The sequence below is a fragment of the Paenibacillus sp. MAHUQ-45 genome, assembly GCF_058133325.1.
Genome location: NZ_JBYUPV010000005.1, coordinates 219,796 through 240,963, shown reverse-complemented (window position 1 = coordinate 240,963; position 21,168 = coordinate 219,796). Strand labels below are relative to the sequence as shown.

Below are 21,168 nucleotides of genomic sequence, written 5' to 3'. Positions count from 1 at the left end.
TTGTTAATATCATACTCTCACAGCGCAGACTACTCCGCTTTTTTATCAAGCAAATTCATAATGATTGTAACTGCCTCTGCGCGTGTTGCTGTCCGGTTAGGAGCGAACTGGTTCTGGCCGACGCCACCTACCAGTCCTTCGCTCGCAGCAGCTGCGATATAAGGAACAGCCCATGCCGGTACATCTTTGGCATCTGCAAAGGTTAATTTGGCTTTAGGATCAAGAGTGATTCCCAGGGAACGTACGATCATAACCGTCAATTCTGCACGGGTCAGCTTCTGTTCTGGACGGAAAGATCCATCGTTGTATCCGCTGATGATACCTTTAGATACAGCCTGTGCCACATAGGATTTCGCCCATGCCGGAATTTTGTCCAGGTCCTTGAAGGTTGCACTGTCACTGCTCTCTGGCAATTGCAGTGCGCGAGCCAGCATCGTGGTGAACTCAGCACGGTTCACTTCCTTGTTCGGACGGAACGTGTTGTCGTCATAACCATTAACGAATCCAGCTGCAACAGCCTTTTGAATAGCTGCTGCTGCCCAGTGGCTGCCGGCATCCGTCAACACAGGCTTCGCAGGCGCATCCGTGCTTCCACCATTGGTTGCAGGTGCAGTTGTTGGTGCAGGCGTCTGTGTTGGTGCTGCCGACGGGGTAGCCGATGGCTTAGCCGAAGGTGTAGGCGTTGGTACAGACGGTGCCGAATTACCTGTTGTCGGAGTCGGTGTCGGTGTTGGTACCACTGGTGTAGGCGTTGGCACTCCCGGTGTTGGCACTTCCGGCGTTGGTACTTCTGGTGTTGGTACTTCCGGCGTTGGTACTTCCGGCGTTGGTACTTCCGGTGTTGGCACTTCTACTTCTTTTTCTTTCTTGATGATACCAAACTGATCAATGATAAATGGTTCTGCACCATTCTTGTTCTGGTCGATCTCATACGTCACAGCAGTCAGTTTGTCACCATCTACAGTGATACCGACAAAGTTCTGAACCTGACCGCGTTTAGGGCGAGTATTGTCGCTAGGGTCTGGACCGTATGGAGCAGCATGGTTCTCATCAGCCACTTCAAAGAGGTTGTAATAAGCCTCTCCCAGCGCTGGCTTTTGGTTCTTGTAATAGACCTTTGCTCCTGCTGTTGCCGGAATAAGGTAGATTGAACCATCAGGATTAACCGTGTATTCTACGGTATTCCCGTTGAGTGTTTCTGTAATCTTTTCGGTAGCTGCAGCAGTTCCGTCAGCCTTGATTGGCTTGGTGCGGGCATAGATATGGTCATGTCCTTGCAGGACAAAGTCAATGCCAAGCTCTGCCATAATCGGAGCAATTTTAGCTCTTACGCCATTCGAGCCCATGATATCTTTATCAGTTGCGTGATTGGATGTCGTGTACGGACCTTTATGGATATTCACAATAATCCAGCGTTTACCGGCTTTATGAGCCTCTTGAACATCTTTCTTCAACCACTCTACTTGCTCGTTGCTGAAGTTAGCATATTGATCGGAATTTTCGTTACTGTTCAGGACCACGAAATGAGCGTTGCTGTAATCATAGGAGTAGTAAGCACCAGTCACAGTCGCTGAACCGGCTGCTTCCTGAATATTGAAATGCTCATAGAAAGCATTTGCTTTATCTTCATGATTACCTGCCGCCGGTGCAATGGTTGTGTTAAGCAGACTATCCTGCGAATGGCCAAGCAGCCAATTCCATTGCGTCTCATTGGTTCCTGTGTCCACAATGTCCCCGTTATGAAGCACGAATTCAGCATTCGGTACTGTCTTCAGTGCTTTAGCCAGCGTCTCGGCGGAGAGAATCGCTTCATCCTCTGTCTTCGCTTGAGTATCTGCTAGGTCAACGAAGGTAAATGCCCCCGATTTAGCTGCAGTACGGAAGGTTCCAGTCGTACTCCAGATACCTAATGCCTCATCACCTACACGGAAGTAGTAAGATGTATTGTCTTTAAGTCCAGTCGCTTCCGCTTTATGCACCAGTTCTCCCTTAGAATTCGTGGAGACAGACGAGCGGCCAGCAAATTTGGTTGCTTGAGTAAAGTCTGGGGTAGTTCCAGTGTTCTCAACTACTTGCAGATCATTTCCCTTGGACACCAGCGGTGTATACCAAGTGAATCCTTTAGCACTGGTAGGGTCACCATAAACGGTTACCGTCACTTTGCTCACGGAAGGTTGAGCTGCGATCACGCCCGCGGAGTTGGTTCTTCCGCTAACCGCTTTAATTACAAACTGATAGTTCTTCGATGCATCCAGATTATCTACTGTATAACTGTAAGAGGTTACTCCGTCCTGAGCCGGAACCAGTGTACTCCAGTTAGGGGACACCAGATCATTCTTCTCATAGATGCGGTAGCCAGTTACCGGTGAACCGGAAGCTGGAGCATTCCATGTCAATGTCGTCTTGCCATCTGCACTAGTAAGCGCTTGGGCTTGCTGTACAGGAGCAACCGTCACATCCGACTTTTGAATGCTGTATTGATCGTAAAGATCCGTTGTTCCCCCGGTCGTAGTCGTAAAAGCTTGGAAATTCAACTTGTCATTGGTGATCGTTACACCCGTGAACATTTCCTTGCCAGGCTGTTCGTATTTAGCTGCAAAAGGGAATGTCCCTGCAGAAACATTGTATTTCTTGTTACCTGCAGCATTCGTAATCAGATAAAGCGTACCTGCCGGATCTTTAACAAGACCGTTATCATCCGGTACGATATCCGTCAATGGTACATTGTTCAACATTTGATAGCTACGTGTATAGGTGTGATCGTGTCCGCCAATGACCATATCAATGCCCAGTTCGTCGAACACCTTCGTTAATTCAGCCCGGTAGAACTTAACATCTGTGTCATTCGTGTGCTTGGCCACAGAATATGGCGATTTATGCAACAACACAATTTTCCATTTTTTATCTGTTTTAGCTACTTCATTACGCAGCCATTCTACTTGCTTGTAGTAGATTTCATTATTGGCAGCATTGGTGCTCTTGCCATAATACTCGGTGTTGATGATCATAAAGTGTGCAGAGCCGTAGTCCAGCGCATATACCGAACCGTCCGGCTTAGCGCCTGTGTTCGATACATTCGGCAGATTAAAGTGTCCTGCATAGTTGCTGTAGTTCATGCTCTCATGGTTACCGACCAGTGGAACGAGCGGTGTATTCTGTAAAATGTCCTTTGGCTTATCAAAGAACCATCCCCATTGATCTTCCAGGTCACCATTATCTACCAAATCACCGGAGTTCAGGATGAATTCCGCGCCTGGGAATTTGCCAAGACCCTCTTGTAGCGTATGATTCCAGATATCAAAATCAGCTTCAGTGGTACCTTGAGAGTCCGTAGTATAAAGGAACTGGAATGCCTTATTGTCGGCTTTTTCTGTTGTGAATGTTCCGATATCACTCCAGTTACCCGCTTGTCCATCACCTACACGGTAAGCATAGGTTGTTCCTGGCTGCAAGCCTTCAGCAATCGCTTTATGGCTAGTGATTACTTTGGTTTTGTTAGCAGCTTTGTCTGTCTTGGACTGGTACACGCTGGCAGGTGTGGTTGTCCCCTCGAAGCTCAGGACACCGGCTGCCGGTAGCTTACCGTCAACTAATTTCGAGGCCTCCACTACCTCCAGCTTCGTGCCTGTTATCGTCTCCGATGCATACCAGGCAAACCCCATGCTCGTCTGCGGATTTCCGTTGAATGTCAGAGCAATCGACTCTGGCTTTCCTGCACCTGGAACCACAGGGTCCGCTGGAGGATATGCAATCAGGCTCATCGCCCAATAAAGATCAGAGCTGTTTCCTCTTCCCTGATGAACTTCAGCTGAAAGCTCATTGTTTCCGTTATTCAGATTCGCTTTAATAATCTCCGTAAGATCGACTTTCGCCGTATTGGGATTACCATTGTTAAGTGTGCTCTTCGTTAAATAATTGACAGGGCCTGCCGGCATACCTTCACGGTAAATTTCTGTGCCGTTCAAGTACAGGATTACGCCATCATCGAATCCGAAAGATCCCATGATCCGGTTATACGCACCAAGCTGAGCTTTATTTACGTTCAGATTAGTACGGAAATAGGATGTCATATATTTATTGGCTTTATCTCCGCCGTAACTAATTTCTGTTTTCAGCGGGCCAAATTCGGAGGTGCTAACTCCGCTGCCATCATCTTTGTACCCTAGTGGAGCTTGTCCCGATTTCCAAGTGGAATCATCATAGACAGCCTGCCAGACTGTACCTTGATCGGTACCGTTATCAAGATACTTCCATGGAGCATTGCCTGCCAATAGTGTCAGTGGTTGAGGTGCCAATGCCCGCAGGTCTGTACCTTCGTCATCATTCGCTGCATAAACGGTAAATCCGTTTACTGCAACCCCCAATACCATAATGAGGGCCAGTGTCATCGATATTGCTTTTTTAAACAACCTACTCATTTGTGCCTCCCGTATTCGTGGTGTTTTTATTTATGTACCGATTTATGGTAACAACCCAATGTCTTCCCTATGTGAGCAGCAGCTTAAAAGAACGTTAAAAAAAGCTTAAAATTAAGCCTAAATTTACACACTCCTTGAACAAGCACACTAATAAATGGAATAGCGCACCCTTTTTAACAGAAAAAAATCCTTCGACGCAAACTAGAGCATGGTCGAAGGATTTTGAATTATTTATCACACAGGTTCAGTTAAGAAAGGAGAATCACTTTGCTGTAATGGAGCGATGGCATCTCCCTGACTTTCCTCATCAGCAGGCACACCCACCAACAGATAGACACGGGACTCGTAAGGCCGCAAGGCTACCGTTTCGATAGATTCGCCTGAATCCACAGCATAATTATGCAGCATCAGTTGATGTGAATCGAAGTATAGTTCTGTCGGCAAATCGAACAGCGCTTCCTTAGCGGTCAGATTCGACATCACGAGCAGCTTCTCAGCGCCAAGCGTACGAGTATAGGCGTAGATGCTTTCATTATCAGCCAGCAGCAGATCATAGGCCCCATAGATCGCGACCGGATTCTGCGCCCGCAGGGCAATAAGTTTTTTATAATGATGATAGATGGAATTCGGGTCCTGCTGTGCACGTTCGACGTTGATCTCCACATAGTTCGGATTGACCTTCATCCATGGCTTGCCGCTGGTGAAACCGCCATTCTCGCTGCCATCCCACTGCATCGGCGTTCTGGAGTTGTCACGTCCATTCTTCCAGATCACTTCCATGATCTCCTCATGACTACGACCGGCTGCGGTCTCAATACGGTACATGTTCTTCATCGCCACATCGTCGTAATCATCCATGGAGTCGAATCGCACATTCGTCATCCCTATTTCCTGTCCTTGATAAATAAATGGAGTCCCTTGCATAAGGAAGTACATCGTTGCCAGTGACTTGGCCGATTCCAGCCAGTATTCGCCGTCATTTCCCCAAGTGGAAACGGAGCGCGGCTGATCATGATTTTCTATAAATAGCGCGTTCCAGCCCCGACCCTCCAGCCCTTTCTGCCAACGGGACAAAGCAGATTTCAGCGCAATGATATCAAGACCGCCAGTAACACTCTTGTTCCACAAGGCCAAATGCTCAAACTGGAAAATCATATTGAATTTGCCCTGGTTCTCACCGACCCATTGCTCGGCCTGCTCGACGCTTACTCCACTTGCTTCGCCAACCGTCATAATATCATAGCGGTCAAAGGTCTCCTGCTTTAGTTCCAGCAGAAACTCGTGAATCCCTTCTCGGTTCATATGACCATCTGTCGACGGAACATAGCGAAGATTCTGCGGGTTCGGAAGATCCGGGAAGCCTGCTACTTTTTTGATATGCGAAATGGCGTCCACCCGGAAGCCGTCGATCCCCTTGTCCAGCCACCAGTTGACCATGCCATACAATTCCTGACGTACCTCCGGATTCTCCCAATTGAGGTCAGGCTGTCTCCGAGAGAAAACGTGCATAAAATATTGTCCGGTCCCCTCGTCCAGTTCCCACGCAGAGCCGCTAAAAATACTCTCCCAGTTGTTCGGCTCATGGCCGTCGACGGGATCGCTCCAGATATAATAATCCCGTTTCGGATTATCCTTGCCTGAACGCGCCTCAACAAACCACGGATGCTCGTCCGAGGTATGGTTAATGACCAGATCCAGAATCAGCTTCATGCCCCGCGCGTGCACCTCACGTAGCAGATGATCGAAGTCTTCCATGCTGCCGAACTCTTCCATAATGTCCTGATAGTCAGAGATGTCATATCCGTTGTCATCATTAGGAGATTTATAAATCGGACAAATCCAGATGACATTAATTCCAAGGTCCTGCAAATAATCCAGTCTGGAAATGACCCCTTGCAAATCGCCGATACCATCTCCATTGCTGTCCATAAAGCTTCTCGGGTAGATCTGGTAGGCTGCAGCCTCTTTCCACCATGTTTTATTCATGTGTATGCTCCTTTATATAACTGCGATTTAAGTGTGATCAGGAAAATATTTTCCTAAATAACATTCAAAACATCTTATAAACTTATAAATCAGATCAAAATTCAATATTTTTGCTAAAAATTCATAAAAACAAAGGGAAATTATTTTCCCATAGCGATCATTATAGGATTTTTTATTTTCCCGGTCAACACATATCTTTGGATTCTAACGGGATTCCATGATATGCTGGTGTCGCATAAAAGTATTGGATAACAAGCCTGGAAAGTTATGGTGATTCGAAGTGAAAGTAACGATTAAAGATATCGCCAAAATGGCCGATGTCTCTATCTCCACCGTATCGCGAGTGGTCAATAATAGTAAGCCTGTCAATGATGAGGTACGCAAGCGCGTGCTCGACGCCATTAAGCAAACCAATTACCGGCCTGATCTCACTGGTGGTGGCGCTGGAGGCAGCAATGACAATCTGATCGGTGTTATTATTCCGCAGAGTAACAATACGGTACTGGACGATTTCAATCTCGGGATTCGCAATCTCGCGGAGTTATATGGATATGAAGTGATCGTCGGATTGACAGACAGTAGTATGGAGAGTGAGCTGCACTATCTGGATTTGTTCAGACGTCTCGGGACCCGGGGAAATATTCTCGTAGGGTCGGTGCCGCAGCAGGAGCATCTGGAGCTAATCGCCGCTTCAGCCGTACCGTGTGTTCTGGCCGGGCAAGCTTCACAAATTCCCTCCTTACCTTCAGTGCATCTGGACAACATCACTGCTTCCTATGAAGCGGTAACCTATCTGATCCAGAAGGGACACCGCAGCATTGCCATGATTCGTGCGGCTGGTGAAAGTTCAGTTGGAGGCGATCGTTACTTAGGTTACCGACAGGCGCTTGAAGATGCGGGGATACCCGTTAAAGAGAGCTGGGTTGTGGAAAGCGGGTTCTCGGTGGAAGACGGGCGGCTGGCAATGAGCAACATTCTGAACAGCGGGGAGCAACCGACAGCCGTATTCTGCTCGACAGACTGGATGGCGGTGGGGGCGATGAATTATCTCATCGACAGCGGCCTGCGCATTCCGGAGGATGTGGCCGTTTTTGGTTTTGACAACAGCTATGTAGCCTCTCTTGTCCGCCCGAAGCTGTCCTCCGTGGAATATTCGGGTACAGAAATAGGGAGAACCGCGACGCGAACCCTGATCAAGCTGATCAAGGGCGAGGCGGTCTCCCCCAGCCATACCAATGTAGCGCATCATTTGAAGATTCGGGAAAGTACGGGTTAGAGAGGTTAACTTCTCTGGCCCGTTTTTTTAGATCACATGAACATTATTGAGCAAAACCTATCCGTGGATGCACATGTTCCTTAATATCGAGCGTGACGGCCTGAATGGATGTGATAGGAATGTACATCTCCTGATATTCTGTGAGGTATTTGAGATATTTGTCTCCAGCTTCCTTCAGCACTCCGCCTCTGACACTAGTGCCGTCAAGAAAATGTATCGCGACTTCTTTTCCCTGTAATGCTTCCATCATAATTCTTCCTCCTTCTATTACATAAGTTATTTACAGACGGGTAATAATCTTGTCGATAATCCCATACTCCAACGCTTCCTCGGCGGTCATGAAGTAATCACGATCCATATCCTTCTCGACCTTTTCCACGGACTGCCCCGTTCTCTCTGCTGTAATCTGAACCACTTTGGACCGCAGTTGCAAAATGCGCTTCGCGCTGATCGCGATATCACTGGCTTGCCCTTGCGCACCACCACTCGGCTGATGAATCATAATCTCACTGTTAGGAAGCGCACACCGCTTGCCCTTCGCCCCGGATAGCAGCAACAAGGAACCGAAGGACATGGCCATCCCTGTGCAAATCGTGTTCACCTGCGGCTTGATTAACTGCATCGTATCGTAAATACTGAAGCCAGCGGTAGTAACACCTCCCGGACTGTTAATGTACATATGGATGTCTTTGTCCGGGTCTTCGGCCGCGAGATAAAGTAGCTGGGCTACGATACTATTGGCCATTCCATCTTCAATCTGTGATCCCACGAATATAATCCGGTCCTTCAGCAGCCGGGAATAAATATCATATGATCGTTCTCCTTGACCGGTCTGTTCGATAACATATGGAACATAGCTCATTGTATTTTGCCTCCATCCGTCAATTGTGTTTTGTGTTCTGACCCGTAAACGACTTAGGGAAGCGAAAGGATACGCCGACCGCACCAACAATTTTTTTGCCAACTGCGTATCTTCATCTATACTTTATTCGTTTATTATTAAGAAGGAACGGAATTCCACCTTGCTGTAAAAAGGAGATGGCCCACATGATGACCTTTAATGATCAACCTGCCGGAATGCTGCCGGATGAACATACGACCACACTGATGCAAGCTGCCCTGAAGCGTTATTGTCTCTCATTGACCCAATCATCCTGGGATGCGGAAGATCTCGCGCAGGATACCTGGATCAAGGTACTGGGCTATCTACAGAATGCAGGGCACAGAAATATCGAGGCGCTACTCCTGCGGACTGCCCGAAATACATGGATAGATACCGTACGACGTAAAAAGACTTTCGCTCGAATTCTGGGACTTCAGCCCCTAGCGGCAGAAGGTACGGAAGACAGCGGAACCGCCGGTATCGAGGCTGCTTTCCAGGCTCTGCTGGAGCATTTGTCGCCGCTGCAGCGAACCGTCTTCCTGCTGCGCGATGTGCTTGGGCATTCCGCCCTGGAAGCGGCGGAGCTGCTGGACACCACGGAAGGTGCGGTCAAAGCTGCGCTACACCGGGCGCGCCAGGCCCTGCCAGACGTGCGACAGGAACTGGCAGATGAAGGACCACGTTGGCGAGAGGATACAGACTATCTGCTTCACCTTCAGCGGCTTGCCGCCGCCTACGAGAAAGGACAGGTTGCAGAGCTGATCCGACTTGCGATGCTCGATACGGTACGCGATACCGTCGTAGCTGTGGCTGTAACATCTGTCCAATCCATTACCGCTGGAGGTTATGGAGCGACTGGCTGGACAGGACAGCCTGAGATGAGAATGATCGCTTAATTTAATTCAAATACGGAACTGCAAGGAGAGCGATGATGAGAAATATATTGGTACTTGGAGGAACACGTTTTTTTGGAAAAAGACTAGTGGAACGTCTCCTGGAGGATAAATATTGCGAAGTGACAATCGTGACGCGCGGGGAAACTGCGGACTCCTTCGGAGACCGTGTTCACAGAGTTCACGTCAACCGCAGGGATCAAGCTGCTCTGGCAGACGCGGTAGGAGACCGGGAATGGGATGTCGTCTATGACAACATCTGCTTTTCGCCTAATGATGCCGCAGCAGCCTGTGACATTTTTGACGGCAAAGCCAAGCGTTACATCCTGACCTCAAGTCTGTCGGTCTATGATTTCAGCGACCAGACCATCACTGAAGGGGATTTTGATGCGGCAACCTACCCGCTGCAATATGGCGAAGCGGAGGACTTCAGCTATAAAGAAGGCAAAAGACTGGCAGAAGCAGTTCTGATCCAACGCGCCACATTTCCTGTAGCAGCTGTCCGAATTCCAATTGTACTTGGCACGGATGACTATACACGTCGGCTGCATTTTCATATTGAACACATCCGCAAAGGTATACCCATCGCGATTGATCCGGAGCCGCGCATGTCCTTTATCCGTTCCAATGAAGCCGCAGATTTTCTATATTGGCTAGGAGGTTCCGATATCACCGGACCGGTTAACGCCTGCTCGAATGGCACCCTTAGGATGGGCGAACTACTCGGTATGATTGAAACTGTCGTCGGGCAAAAGGCTGTGATTGTGGAAGAGGCTCAGCCAGAGCATAGTTCCCCGTTCTATATCCCGAAGCCGTGGTTTATGGACACAACAAAAGCCAGGTCGGCAGGATACTCCTTCCTCGACCTGGCTACATGGATGCCAGAGCTGATCGCTATGCTAAACCGTTCATACGAGTAGAACAATTAGCTTACTTGAAGCTTATAGAGAACTTAAGCTGGGATACAGACTGGACTGGGGAGCTGACCTCCAGAAACAGATTGACTGGAAAGTTAACCTCTATTCCACGTTTAAAATAACGGCATTTTTGTACCTTAAATTCATCGATTTGGAGTAAAAAAGCATTCATAAGGCAAAACCGAGAGACCAGATAACATCTTAACAAACAAGCAAGCTCAGCTTTAAGCCGAACTTGCTTTGGGGTAAGAAACAACGGTTTCCGTAGCGGAGGATGCAGTATTGCTGCTCTCCGTCTTCACCCGTTTCTCTAGCGGGAGTGATTCGGCAGAAATGGCCGAATTACTCCCGCTATTGATTTTGAACACATTGATCTCCTGGAACAGCTTCTGCGAGATTTCATGAATATCAACAGCCTGCCTTGCAATTGCAGCGATGGATTGATCCTGCTGTATGCTGGAGGCATTCACTTCTTGTACCCCTGCAGCAGTCTCCTCGGCAATAGCGGCAACAGAGTGCACAGACTCAGCAAGCCGGGTATTCATCCCACGCGTCTCGTCCACTTTGTCATGAATATGACCGATTTGTCTGCTGATCTCAGCAATTGACTGGTCAATCGCTTCAAAAGAAGCCAACGTCTCCTCAACCTTCTCTTCTTGCTCCTCCAGATTTCCCCGTGTCTCCAGCATATCTTTCTGGAAGTCTTCCATCCCCTGTTGAAGTTCAGTGATAATCTCACGAATATGCCCAGAGGACGCCTTCGTCTGATCGGCCAGTTGTCTGACCTCATCTGCAATTACGGCAAAACCTTTGCCATGCACCCCGGCTCTGGCAGCTTCAATCGCAGCATTCAGTGACAGAATGTTGGTCTGGCTGGAAATATCCGTAATGGTTTGAGTTATCCGCGAAATATCCCGTGACTGTTCAGCAAGCTTGTCCAGCGTATGGTACACTTTGCCCACCGATTGACGGGACTGCCCGGATACTTCCCGCAGGGCGGTTACGGCTGCTGAACCACTGCGTGTATTTAGATTGGCCGTTTCACTGGTCGTCAACATGACCTCTGTATACTCCGTAATCTCTTGGATGCCACGCTCCAATTCCTGAATCAGTCCGGCACTCTGCTCAGATTGCCCAGCCTGCTGGTCTGCACCGGAAGAGATTTCCTGAATTGTTCTGACGATATCCTGGTTAGTGTGAGCAGTAATAGCCGACGACTGCTGGAAAGAATGTGAATAATCCGCCAGCGTAGAAGCTACCGTCTGTGTCTGCTGCAGCATTTCTCTAACCCGGCCCACCATATGGTCAAAATGATGACTCAAGCGCCCAAGCTCATCATTATATGGAGAATTGATCTGCTCCCGCAGGTCTCCTTCGGATATTTTCCGTAATGCCACTTGCAGTTTATGAACAGGATTCAGGAACGAACGAATCAGCACCACAGCAATCACAAGGGTGAAGATCAGGACGAATATAGCAGCATATAGCACTACTGCATTGGTATTCTTCAGCAGATCAAACGACTCTCCTTGGGCTAGCCCGGCATTTTCTGCCGCTGCTGTGTACAGCTTCCCGTTGCCCTCCAGCATAGTCGCATTCAGTGCCTGCGCCTTCGTATGTAATTCATCGATTTTATCCAGAACGGTCATCGGGTCAAGACTGCTGTCATTTAAGGTCTGAACCAACTCGTCGACAACGCCCGTATATTCCTTGGCCTGGCTCTGCAATTGCTGCAGACCCTCTAGTGCAGGAGTACCCGCTCCAAACTCTACTTTGCCCATTTCCGTGTGAAATTTATTTTCCTTCTCCTTGAATGCATCGGCCCATTCCAGATCGCTTGTACCGGACAGCGAGGCTTCCACGCTCTTCATTTCCTGCAGTAGCTGCGTAAGCGTAGAGACTGTGATTCTATTTTCCATCTCCGTTTTTTGCGTTTCCATGGATTTTTCGATCTGATTAATTTTGTACCCTTGATAAACAGCCACCCCTAAAAAGATCATTGCAACAGCCGAAAAGCTCAGGATCAGCTTCCATTTCATCGAAAGGTGCATACGGGTTACCTTCAAAAGAATCATCCCTCCATCAAAAGCCTCAAGTGCCAGTAGGTACATTCTACCAACACATATTGATTGTAGGAGCCAGATATTAATTGTTCCGCACAGTTTTGTTCGGTGAACGTAAAGATTGTTTTAAGAAAGTGTGAAGGCATTACGCAAATGAAGTCCAGATTGTGTCCTCGGCCGAGGGGATGTTCCTGCTGAATTTTGGATCAGAAAGGTTACGTGCTTATAATGAAACAAGAGATCTTATCCTGTTCCTGACGTGGACGCGGGGCATTTCCAGTGCATTTGTTGTTCCCTGAATGAGTGAAATCTTTGTAAATCAAGCGTAAATTTTGTAACTTAGGATACGAGAAAGTGATTTTCAGACACCCAAGTCGTTTATAAATACGTTCTATATAACGTGTAAATCTTATTGATTATTTATTATTCGTTATTAGCAAATTCCCGCTCTCAGCACAATACGCCTCCAACTTGAACCATCTGTTGATACTAATCGTTACGAAAAAAACAACAAAAGAAGCATTCCTGCCAAACACGGCTTTGGAATGCTTCTTCTTGCATAAACGTGCAAAGCGGAATGAAGTTACTCCCCCCGCTCCTTATCATACATAAACCCTTGTTCTTTGAGGGTATTCCGTGCATCTCCGTACACAGCATTATTGGCATAGAAATGAGCGACCCAACTGGTCCAGCTGCGCTCAGGAAGACCTTGCTGCTGCAAGGATTGGCGGTGCGTCTCATTGTAAGCCTGTAGTAACCCGGTCTGATCAGTGTTGTACTGCTCTTCGTGGTAGACGGCCTCCATCGGCAGACGGGATTTCTTCGGGCTTTCCGCGCCGGGATATCCGACACACAGACCTGCGATAGGAAAAACATACTTCGGCAGCTGCAGCAGCTCAATCACAGCCTTCGTATTGCGGCGAACCCCGCCGATCGGAATTGTTCCCAGGCCCAGCGATTCTGCAGCCGTGATTGCACCAGCCATAGCTAGCCCCACATCAGCCGCTCCAACCAACAGAGCATCCACATCAGAAGCCGCTTCAAAAGGCTGGCCTTCCATCTCGCTTGCCAATCCCGCCCGGTAAAAGTCCATGCAGAACACGAGAAACACCGGTGCCTCGGCCACATGTTTTTGATTGCCGGACAGTTCTGCCAGCCGCTGTTTTCGCTCTTGGTTATGAACCGCGATGATCGTAAACTGCTGACCATGTACCCAGGAAGGTGCGGCCTGAGCCGAAGCAATAATGTTCTGCAAATCCTCTGTACTCACTGCCCGGTCAGAATAGCTCCGGTAAGAGCGGTGGTTCGTTAATGTTCGTATGATTTCATTCACTAAGGTTCATCCTTTCTGTCTTTACCGACTACAACAAATTCTAAGGAATCCGCCGGGCAAAATCCACGAACTGAAACTTGTCCAAGCGGTGCCTCGATTCCGTATACTGAAACAACGTAGTGTCTTCCAGAAAAACAAAGTTGCGGACAAGCACCACATGAGCCAGTCCGTTCAGATCGAGCAGCGCCCGATCCTCGTCCGTAGCCTCTTCGACAGAAATCTCTTTTTTGGCATAACTGATCACCAGATTCAGTGTGTGCTCCAAATATTCATAGATAGAGCCCGCGGCCAGCTCCTCTGTCAGCAGAACAACTTTGTCCGGCCGAAAATAATCCTTGTCCAGAATGACACGCTCGCCTTCAATCTCGCGGACACGGATGACCTCCCACACTGGAGACCCCGGTTCGATCTGTAAATAGTCTGCGATAGATGGCGAAGCCTCAACACAGCCAGTTCTCTGTACAAGTGTACGCGTGGAACGGCCTATTTTCCCCGACATTTCTTTGAAGCTGGTAAGCCCTGTGACCGGAAAGTTCATGCGTCCGATATCCAGCACAAAAGATCCCTTACCTCTGATTTTCTGGATAAACCCGTGCTGTACTAGTAAATTAAGCGCTTTGCGGACGGTTTCCCGCGAGGTAGAGTACGAACTCATTAGTTCATTCTCCGAAGGCAGTTTGGTCCCCGGGGGAATCTTGCCTGACCGAATTTGTTTTGCATACGTATTAAAAATGCTCTGATATATATTTTCCTTCAATTCCATCACCGTTTTTCATTTTACCATAATTCTATGTTAAAAAAAGAAACGGGCACTGTCCTTGACTGGACGATGCCCGTTTCTGTTCACGTAATGATTGATTTTCACTTACTCCGCGTTCAAGCGAATTTTCAAGCTGACGTTCCGTCCAGCCGCTACTGCACCTGGCGCAGCTTCTTCCACGCCTGCAATGATATCCTGGCCGTCCGGAATAATGATCGGCGTAATCAGCGGTAATCCTGCCGCAGCAATCGCCTCCATATCAAATTCCAGCAGGAGCTGTCCAACCTTGACCTGATCCCCGATGCTCACATGGCTTGTAAAAGCACTGCCTTTCAGAGACACCGTGTTGATCCCGACATGGATCAGTACCTGTACGCCAGAGCTATGCTCCAGAATGACAGCATGCTTGCTCTTGATAATATGTGCCACGGTCCCATCGAATGGTGCGGTTACCCGTCCATCTTCCGGCTCAATGGCGATCCCTTGTCCCATCTGTCTTTCGGCAAAAGCCGGATCGGGAACGTTCTCCAGCGATACTGCTTTACCCGTCAATGGTGCAAAAATATTCAATACCCGGGTACCATCTTCCTCTGTAACAATATCAGAAGATGAAGTACCGGAGTCGTTAGCTACAGAGGTAGTCGAACCAGCAGCAACCTTATCGGTAGCGCTACCGGAAGCTTGCACGCCTTGTGCAGAAGTCTCTGTACGCACTGCGTGATTCTCGGAGGCTGCTGGAGTTGTTACTGCGGCTGTACCCGTTGATCCTGTGGCAACTGCAGCCTCCTTGCGCCCAACAATTTTGCCATACAATACCGTTAGGCCAAATGGCACAATCAGCACGATGCCCATTCCAATGAAGAACACGCCCCATTGTTTCGGGAAGATCGACAGGAAGCCAGGAATACCCCCGACCCCGATCGAGGACGCCAGCACATGATTTATGGTTAACAGAACGCCGCCAATAGCCGATCCGATCATTCCGAAGATAAATGGATATTTATAGCGGATGTTCACCCCGAAGATCGCCGGTTCCGTTACCCCCAGAAATGCCGAGATCGAAGAAGTGGCTGCGAGCCCCTTCGCTTTTTGCTCTCTCAGCACAAGCATCATCGCGAGTGCCGCTGCACCTTGAGCGATATTGGAGAGAGCCAGCATCGGCCAGAGGAACGTTCCGCCTTCGCTACCGATCAATTGTACATCGACCGCAAGGAAGGTATGGTGCATCCCCGTGACCACGAGCAAGGCATACAATCCACCATAGAGCAGTCCACCGAGTGCCGGTAATGTATTAAATACATGTACAAGACCAGAGGTAATGGCATTACCCAAGGCAAAAGTAATCGGACCAATCAACACAAACGCCAGGAAGCTGGTAATCAGCAGGGTGAGTGGGGCCACAACAAGCAGCTTGATGGAATCGGCCACTCGTTTATTTAGGAAGCCCTCAATCCTCGCCAAAATGTAAGCTGAGACCAGAACGGGCAGCACCTGTCCCTGATATCCGATTTTCTCAATATGCCAGCCAAAGAGATTCCAAACCGGTATCGTTCCTTTAGTAGAAGCCTCTGCATAGCCATAGGCACTGAGCAGATCCGGGTGAACCAGAATCAGACCGAGTACAATCCCTAACAGCGGGCTGCCACCGAATCGGTTCACTGCCGACCAACCGATCAGCGCAGGCAGGAAGATAAAGGCTGTATTAGCAATCAGGTTAATAATAGAAGCAATGTCCGTCCACTGAGGATAGACCTGCACCAGTGACTGGCCTGCGAAGAAAATCCCCGGACCAGTCAGAATATTGTTGATCCCCAGCAGGAGACCGGAAGTTACGATAGCCGGGAGGATCGGAATGAAGATATCCGACAGCGTTTTGACTGCACGCTGAAGCGGATTCTGCTTCTTCCCGGCTGCGTTCTTGACATCATCCTTGGATGAGCGTGGCCCGCCTGTAATTGCGATCATTTCATCATATACTTTATCCACGAGTCCTGGTCCAATGACGACCTGGAACTGGCCCTGGGAGGAGAAATGGCCTTTAACAAGATCGTTACTCTCCAGAAGGGCATGATCTACCTTGTCTTCATCCACTAGCGAAAAGCGAAGCCGGGTGACACAGTGAGTAGCCACTTCAATATTGTCTTTGCCGCCGACGGCTTGGACGATCTCTTCTACACTTTTTTTATCAACAGCCATGGGATTCACTCCTTTATCACTTTGTTTCCGTATTCATTCTTAGTTAATAACCCACATAAAGGAGGCATAAGGTGTCAGCTTCATCTCTGTTCCCAGTTCCGGCACCGCCTCTGTATTGGCAATGAGCAGTTCAGAAGACTTGCCCGCCAGTGCAGTTTCCGCAAAAGACTCCGGCAGTGTAAATGTCGCCGGCTGATCACTGAAATTGGAGACCACGACCAACGTCTCTTTGTCAGTGACCCGTGCATAAGCAAATATTTGTGGATGACCTTCATCCAGACGCTTAAATCGGCCATCCGTGAGAACCGCCAGTGATTTGCGCAAGGCAATCAGCTTGCGATAATGATGGAGAATCGAATCCGGGTCATTCAGCTGCTGTTGTACATTGATCTCCTGATAACGCTCATCTACCTTAATCCACGGTGTACCCGTAGTAAATCCGGCTTGCGGACTGTCATCCCACTGCATCGGCGTGCGGGAATTGTCGCGGGAGCGCTCCCGGATAATGTCCATAGCTTCCTCTGGTGTTTTTCCCCGTTCCAGCAGAATGCCGTACATGTTCCGAGACTCAATATCCCGCAGCTCGCTCATGTCTTGCCAATGGGGATTAGGCATACCAATCTCTTCCCCTTGGTAGACATACGGCGTTCCTTGCAGACCATGTAGGGTGGTCGCCAGCATCTTAGCGCTTTCTACACGGTAACGTCCGTCATCGGCAAAACGGGACAACGCCCGCGGCTGGTCATGGTTGTTGAAGAATAGCGCGTTCCAACCGCCACCTTCTTGCATACCCTGCTGCCAGTTGGACATTAGACTTTTCAGCGCTTCAAAATCATACGGCATTAGCTCCCACTTCTGTCCGTTCGGATAATCCACCTTCAGATGGTGGAAATTGAAGGTCATGGAGAATTCCTTCTCATCCGGATTGGAATAGCGCAGACAGTGCTCCAGCGTGGTCGAGGACATCTCTCCTACCGTGATCACGTTGTAAGGACCATATACCTGCTCATACAATCCCTTTACGTACTCATGCACCCGAGGACCATCGGTATAATAACGTCGTCCATCGCCGGGAAGGATGCTGCCATCATCGTCCGGGAACGCTTGATCCTTGGAGATGAGATTGATCACATCCATTCTGAAACCGCTAACGCCTTTGTCCGCCCAAAATGTCATCAGCTTGACGACCTCTTTGCGTACCGCCGGATTCTCCCAGTTGAGATCAGCTTGCGTCTTGTCAAACAGGGTCAAGAAATATTGTCCAGTGCCTTCATCATACTGCCAGGCTGAACCTCCGAACTTGGACTGCCAGTTATTCGGTGGACCGCCATCCGGCTTCGGGTCCTTCCAGATATAATAATCCCGGTACGGATTATCCTTGGAGCTTTTGGATGCCTGGAACCAGACATGTTCTGTCGAAGAATGGTTAACCACGATATCCAGCATAAGGTGCATACCTCGGCTTTGGACACCCTCCATCAGCTCATCAAAATCCGCCATCGTACCGAACTCCGGGTTGATTTGGCAGTAATCCGCCACATCGTATCCGTTGTCATTTTGCGGGGATACATAAACTGGCTGAAGCCAGATAATATCAATACCAAGCTGCTGCAAATAGTCGAGCTTGCTTGTCAGACCCCGGATATCGCCTTCACCGCTGCCTGTTGAATCCATAAAGCTTTTGGGATATACCTGATAAACTGTAGAACGCCGCCACCAATCCTGCGTTTTTGAAATAATCACAGTTTAGTCCTCCTTGCCAAGCAAAATAATTTAATCTTGTATATACAAGTTCATTAGCCTTATCATATTATTACTTGTATATACATGTTGTCAATCGGAAGAATTTATTCCCTGTCTTGTTATATAAAAAAACGGTTATTGCTCCCGGGAGCAATAACCGTTACTTAACCTATTCCCTGTAATCTAAACCAATATTCACACATAACAGAACGATCTATGCGTTACTCAGCAATCGCCTGCTGAAGCGCCTCAACATAGGCAAGCGCAAGCTTGGACAACGCCGCATTCTTATGGCTAATCCAGCCAACATTAATGGTCTCATCACAATCCAGAGGCACCGGAATGATCTCGTTGCCGTTCAGGTCCGCGCTAAGCACCCCGGTAGAAATGGTGTAGCCGTTCAGGCCTATCAGCAGATTGAACAGCGTCGCTCTGTCATTCACCCGAATGCTTTTCTGATGGGACAAGGTGCTGAGTATCTCCTCGGAGAAGTGAAAAGAGTTGTATTCCCCCTGCTCAAAAGACAGATAAGGATAATGCTGCAGCTGGTCAACCGTTACGATGGACTGCTTGGCCAGCGGATTATTGATGCTGATAAAGATATGCGGCTTGGCCAGAAACAGGCTGTGGAATTCCAGGTTCGCCGATTGCAGCAGCTTGTTGATAACCTTGGCATTGAACTCGTTCAGGTACAGGATACCGATCTCGCTGCGCAGACTTTTGACATCCTCAATAATTTCATGCGTCTTGGTCTCACGCAGTGCCAATTCATATTCATCATGACCATATTCACGGACGAGATTCACGAACGCATTGACCGCAAAGGCATAGTGCTGTGTGGACACGGAAAAATGCTGTGGAGACGGCTTCGCATCAAGATACCGATTCTCCAACAGTTCTGCCTGTTCCACCACCTGTCTGGCGTACCCCAGAAATTCGGCTCCCTCCAGAGAGAGTGATATGCCCTTGTTCGTGCGTTCAAAAATCGTAATCCCCAATTCTTTCTCAAGCTCTCTGATCGCATTGGACAGGCTCGGCTGGGAAATAAACAAGCGCTTGGCCGCCTCGTTCATAGAGCCCCGACTCGCCACTTCAATGACATATTTCAACTGTTGTAAGGTCAATAGAATAATCCTCTCTATATTTCAATAGCTTAGAGGGGATGTGTCCCGCCTCTCTTCCCTCTATTATATAATATATTTCAAGTTTTTACTTCCTGGCATACATTATTCTGCTAAGAAAATGGTTCATCAAGAGCGGTAACGAAATCAGAATTGGCGGGTCACCCAGCAGGGGAGGATGCAAGGTAATTTCCTGATAAGGGACCGGTGAATGGGGAGTAACAACCAGCGGTTCGTCCGTACGGCCCCGCAAGGTCGCGTACGGCAGCAAAAAATCAAGAGCCTGCGTCCCCCAGGAGACAGAGGTAATCATCAAATAATAGCTGCCTGGACTTACATTCGTAAAGCGAAAATCGCCCATATTGTGCAGCAGCATTCCGTACAGCGGCAGACCTTCAGGGATGGGTTTGGCGAACAATCCCACCAGCGTGACCCCCTGAAATGGAACCTCTGTCCGCACCGTCCCCTCGATTGTCCCTATTCGAGCGGCCTCAGGCTGCCATTCCCTCCAACCTCCAAGGCTTTGCAAGGACTTCAAATTTTCCTCCGCCTGAAGCCGTGAATGCCTGAATTCAGACGGTGTCACGCCGACCCGTTCGACAAAGCGGGTCGTGAAGGTGCCCTGGCTTTGCTGACCAATCTCAAGGGAGATATCACGGACACTCAGGCTCGTGCGCAGTAGGAGATCCTTTGCCTTTTGCAGCCGAAGAGAAGAAACATAATAGAGGGGTGGCAGACCGAACCTTTGTTTAAATATACGTGTAAAATGAAAAGGACTGTAGCCCGCGTATCTGGCCAGCCGGGACAGTGGCAGAGGTTCATAGAGATGGCGGTGAATATAGGCAATGACCCCGTCGATTTCTGCATACCGGTTGGACAAAGGCATGGCGCACCCCTTCAGGAATATTTTATGAGGTAAAGAACGTAAGTTCGCCATTAGTTTATCATATTTCGGATCCATAATAAACCAAAAAACCTCCACATCGCTGTGGAGGTCTTATTTCTGCTCAATGATGATATTTCAGACTGTTTGCTGGTTGGTATACATGAAGTACTGCCCCAGCATCAAATACCCGCGTGTCCAACAGCTTAAGAGGCTGCGCTTGGTGCATGTCCTTAAAGAGCGGAATTCCTTCTCCCAGCACTACAGGATGAATCATCAGCTGATACTCATCAACCAACCCCAGCCTCATCAGGGATTGCGCAAAGCCAGCACCCCCATGAGCTAGAATCATCTTGCCAGGCTGCCGTTTCAGGAAGGCAAGCTCCTCTTCCAGATCACCTTGTACAAGCCGTGAATTTTGCCAGCTCGCTTCTTTCAGGGTTCTGGAGAACACCACCTTAGGAATTTCATTCATTGGCGCAGCATAGCCTTCTGTAGAATCTTGCCAATGTTCAGACATCATATTATAGGTTATTCTGCCCATAATATGGGTATCGGCCTGCCAGAACAGGTTTACTAAATACTGCTCCAGCCCACTATCGAAGCTATTGAAGATCCAATCTACCCCGCCGCTTGGCGTGCTGATATATCCATCCAGAGAGACATTCATTTTCAGAACTACTTTTCGCATGAACT

At 48.7% G+C, this 21,168-nt stretch carries 15 protein-coding genes; 3 read left to right on the top strand and 12 right to left on the bottom strand.

What is annotated here, in order from left to right:
• Positions 1-29: 29 nt before the first annotated feature.
• Together AC3Y23_RS13755 and AC3Y23_RS13750 are read right to left on the bottom strand one after the other, a co-directional pair.
• Complete coding sequence (locus AC3Y23_RS13755) at positions 30-4,418, bottom strand: S-layer homology domain-containing protein (protein ID WP_483874849.1); 4,389 nt, start codon at positions 4,416-4,418, stop codon at positions 30-32.
• A gap of 234 nt (positions 4,419-4,652) precedes the next feature.
• On the bottom strand, positions 4,653-6,404 hold the full coding sequence (locus AC3Y23_RS13750) for a glycoside hydrolase family 13 protein (protein WP_379199752.1): 1,752 nt from the start codon (positions 6,402-6,404) through the stop codon (positions 4,653-4,655).
• 280 nt (positions 6,405-6,684) lie between these two features.
• Between AC3Y23_RS13750 and AC3Y23_RS13745 the strand changes: the two genes are divergently transcribed.
• Entirely contained in the window at positions 6,685-7,680 is a 996-nt protein-coding gene (locus AC3Y23_RS13745) for a LacI family DNA-binding transcriptional regulator (RefSeq protein ID WP_379199750.1), read from the top strand.
• 43 nt (positions 7,681-7,723) lie between these two features.
• On the opposite strand, the gene AC3Y23_RS13740 is transcribed toward AC3Y23_RS13745, so the two are convergent.
• A complete protein-coding gene (locus tag AC3Y23_RS13740) occupies positions 7,724-7,930 on the bottom strand; it encodes a hypothetical protein (RefSeq protein ID WP_379199748.1) in 207 nt (68 codons plus the stop codon).
• A 30-nt stretch (positions 7,931-7,960) separates the two neighbouring features.
• Positions 7,961-8,542 (bottom strand): ATP-dependent Clp endopeptidase proteolytic subunit ClpP, encoded by a 582-nt coding sequence (gene clpP, locus AC3Y23_RS13735; protein WP_379199745.1) that lies wholly within the window; start codon positions 8,540-8,542, stop codon positions 7,961-7,963.
• Between the two features lie 185 nt (positions 8,543-8,727).
• Here clpP and AC3Y23_RS13730 point away from each other — a divergent pair, with 185 nt between their 5' ends.
• Complete coding sequence (locus AC3Y23_RS13730; protein WP_379199744.1) at positions 8,728-9,459, top strand: RNA polymerase sigma factor; 732 nt, start codon at positions 8,728-8,730, stop codon at positions 9,457-9,459.
• Between the two features lie 35 nt (positions 9,460-9,494).
• Positions 9,495-10,376, top strand: a complete 882-nt coding sequence (locus tag AC3Y23_RS13725; RefSeq protein WP_379199743.1) for an NAD-dependent epimerase/dehydratase family protein — start codon at positions 9,495-9,497, stop codon at positions 10,374-10,376.
• Positions 10,377-10,597: 221 nt separating this feature from the next.
• Here the strand turns inward: AC3Y23_RS13725 and AC3Y23_RS13720 are convergent, their stop codons facing one another.
• From AC3Y23_RS13720 to AC3Y23_RS13685, 8 genes are all read right to left on the bottom strand, one after another.
• The gene (locus AC3Y23_RS13720) at positions 10,598-12,439 is read right to left on the bottom strand and encodes a methyl-accepting chemotaxis protein (protein WP_379199741.1); all 1,842 of its coding nucleotides are present in this window, start codon (positions 12,437-12,439) and stop codon (positions 10,598-10,600) included.
• Positions 12,440-13,019: 580 nt separating this feature from the next.
• A complete protein-coding gene (locus tag AC3Y23_RS13715) occupies positions 13,020-13,769 on the bottom strand; it encodes an NADPH-dependent oxidoreductase (RefSeq protein ID WP_379199739.1) in 750 nt (249 codons plus the stop codon).
• 40 nt (positions 13,770-13,809) lie between these two features.
• Positions 13,810-14,526, bottom strand: coding sequence for a trehalose operon repressor (gene treR / locus AC3Y23_RS13710; protein WP_379199991.1), 717 nt, complete (start codon positions 14,524-14,526; stop codon positions 13,810-13,812).
• A gap of 108 nt (positions 14,527-14,634) precedes the next feature.
• The gene (gene treP / locus AC3Y23_RS13705; RefSeq protein WP_379199736.1) at positions 14,635-16,725 is read right to left on the bottom strand and encodes a PTS system trehalose-specific EIIBC component; all 2,091 of its coding nucleotides are present in this window, start codon (positions 16,723-16,725) and stop codon (positions 14,635-14,637) included.
• Between the two features lie 39 nt (positions 16,726-16,764).
• Positions 16,765-18,468, bottom strand: coding sequence for an alpha,alpha-phosphotrehalase (treC, locus tag AC3Y23_RS13700; protein ID WP_379199733.1), 1,704 nt, complete (start codon positions 18,466-18,468; stop codon positions 16,765-16,767).
• Positions 18,469-18,689: 221 nt separating this feature from the next.
• Positions 18,690-19,592, bottom strand: coding sequence for a LysR family transcriptional regulator (locus tag AC3Y23_RS13695; RefSeq protein WP_175371320.1), 903 nt, complete (start codon positions 19,590-19,592; stop codon positions 18,690-18,692).
• Positions 19,593-19,677: 85 nt separating this feature from the next.
• Positions 19,678-20,475, bottom strand: a complete 798-nt coding sequence (locus AC3Y23_RS13690; RefSeq protein ID WP_379199730.1) for a helix-turn-helix domain-containing protein — start codon at positions 20,473-20,475, stop codon at positions 19,678-19,680.
• Positions 20,476-20,596: 121 nt separating this feature from the next.
• Positions 20,597-21,163, bottom strand: coding sequence for a dihydrofolate reductase family protein (locus AC3Y23_RS13685; protein WP_379199728.1), 567 nt, complete (start codon positions 21,161-21,163; stop codon positions 20,597-20,599).
• Positions 21,164-21,168: the final 5 nt, after the last annotated feature.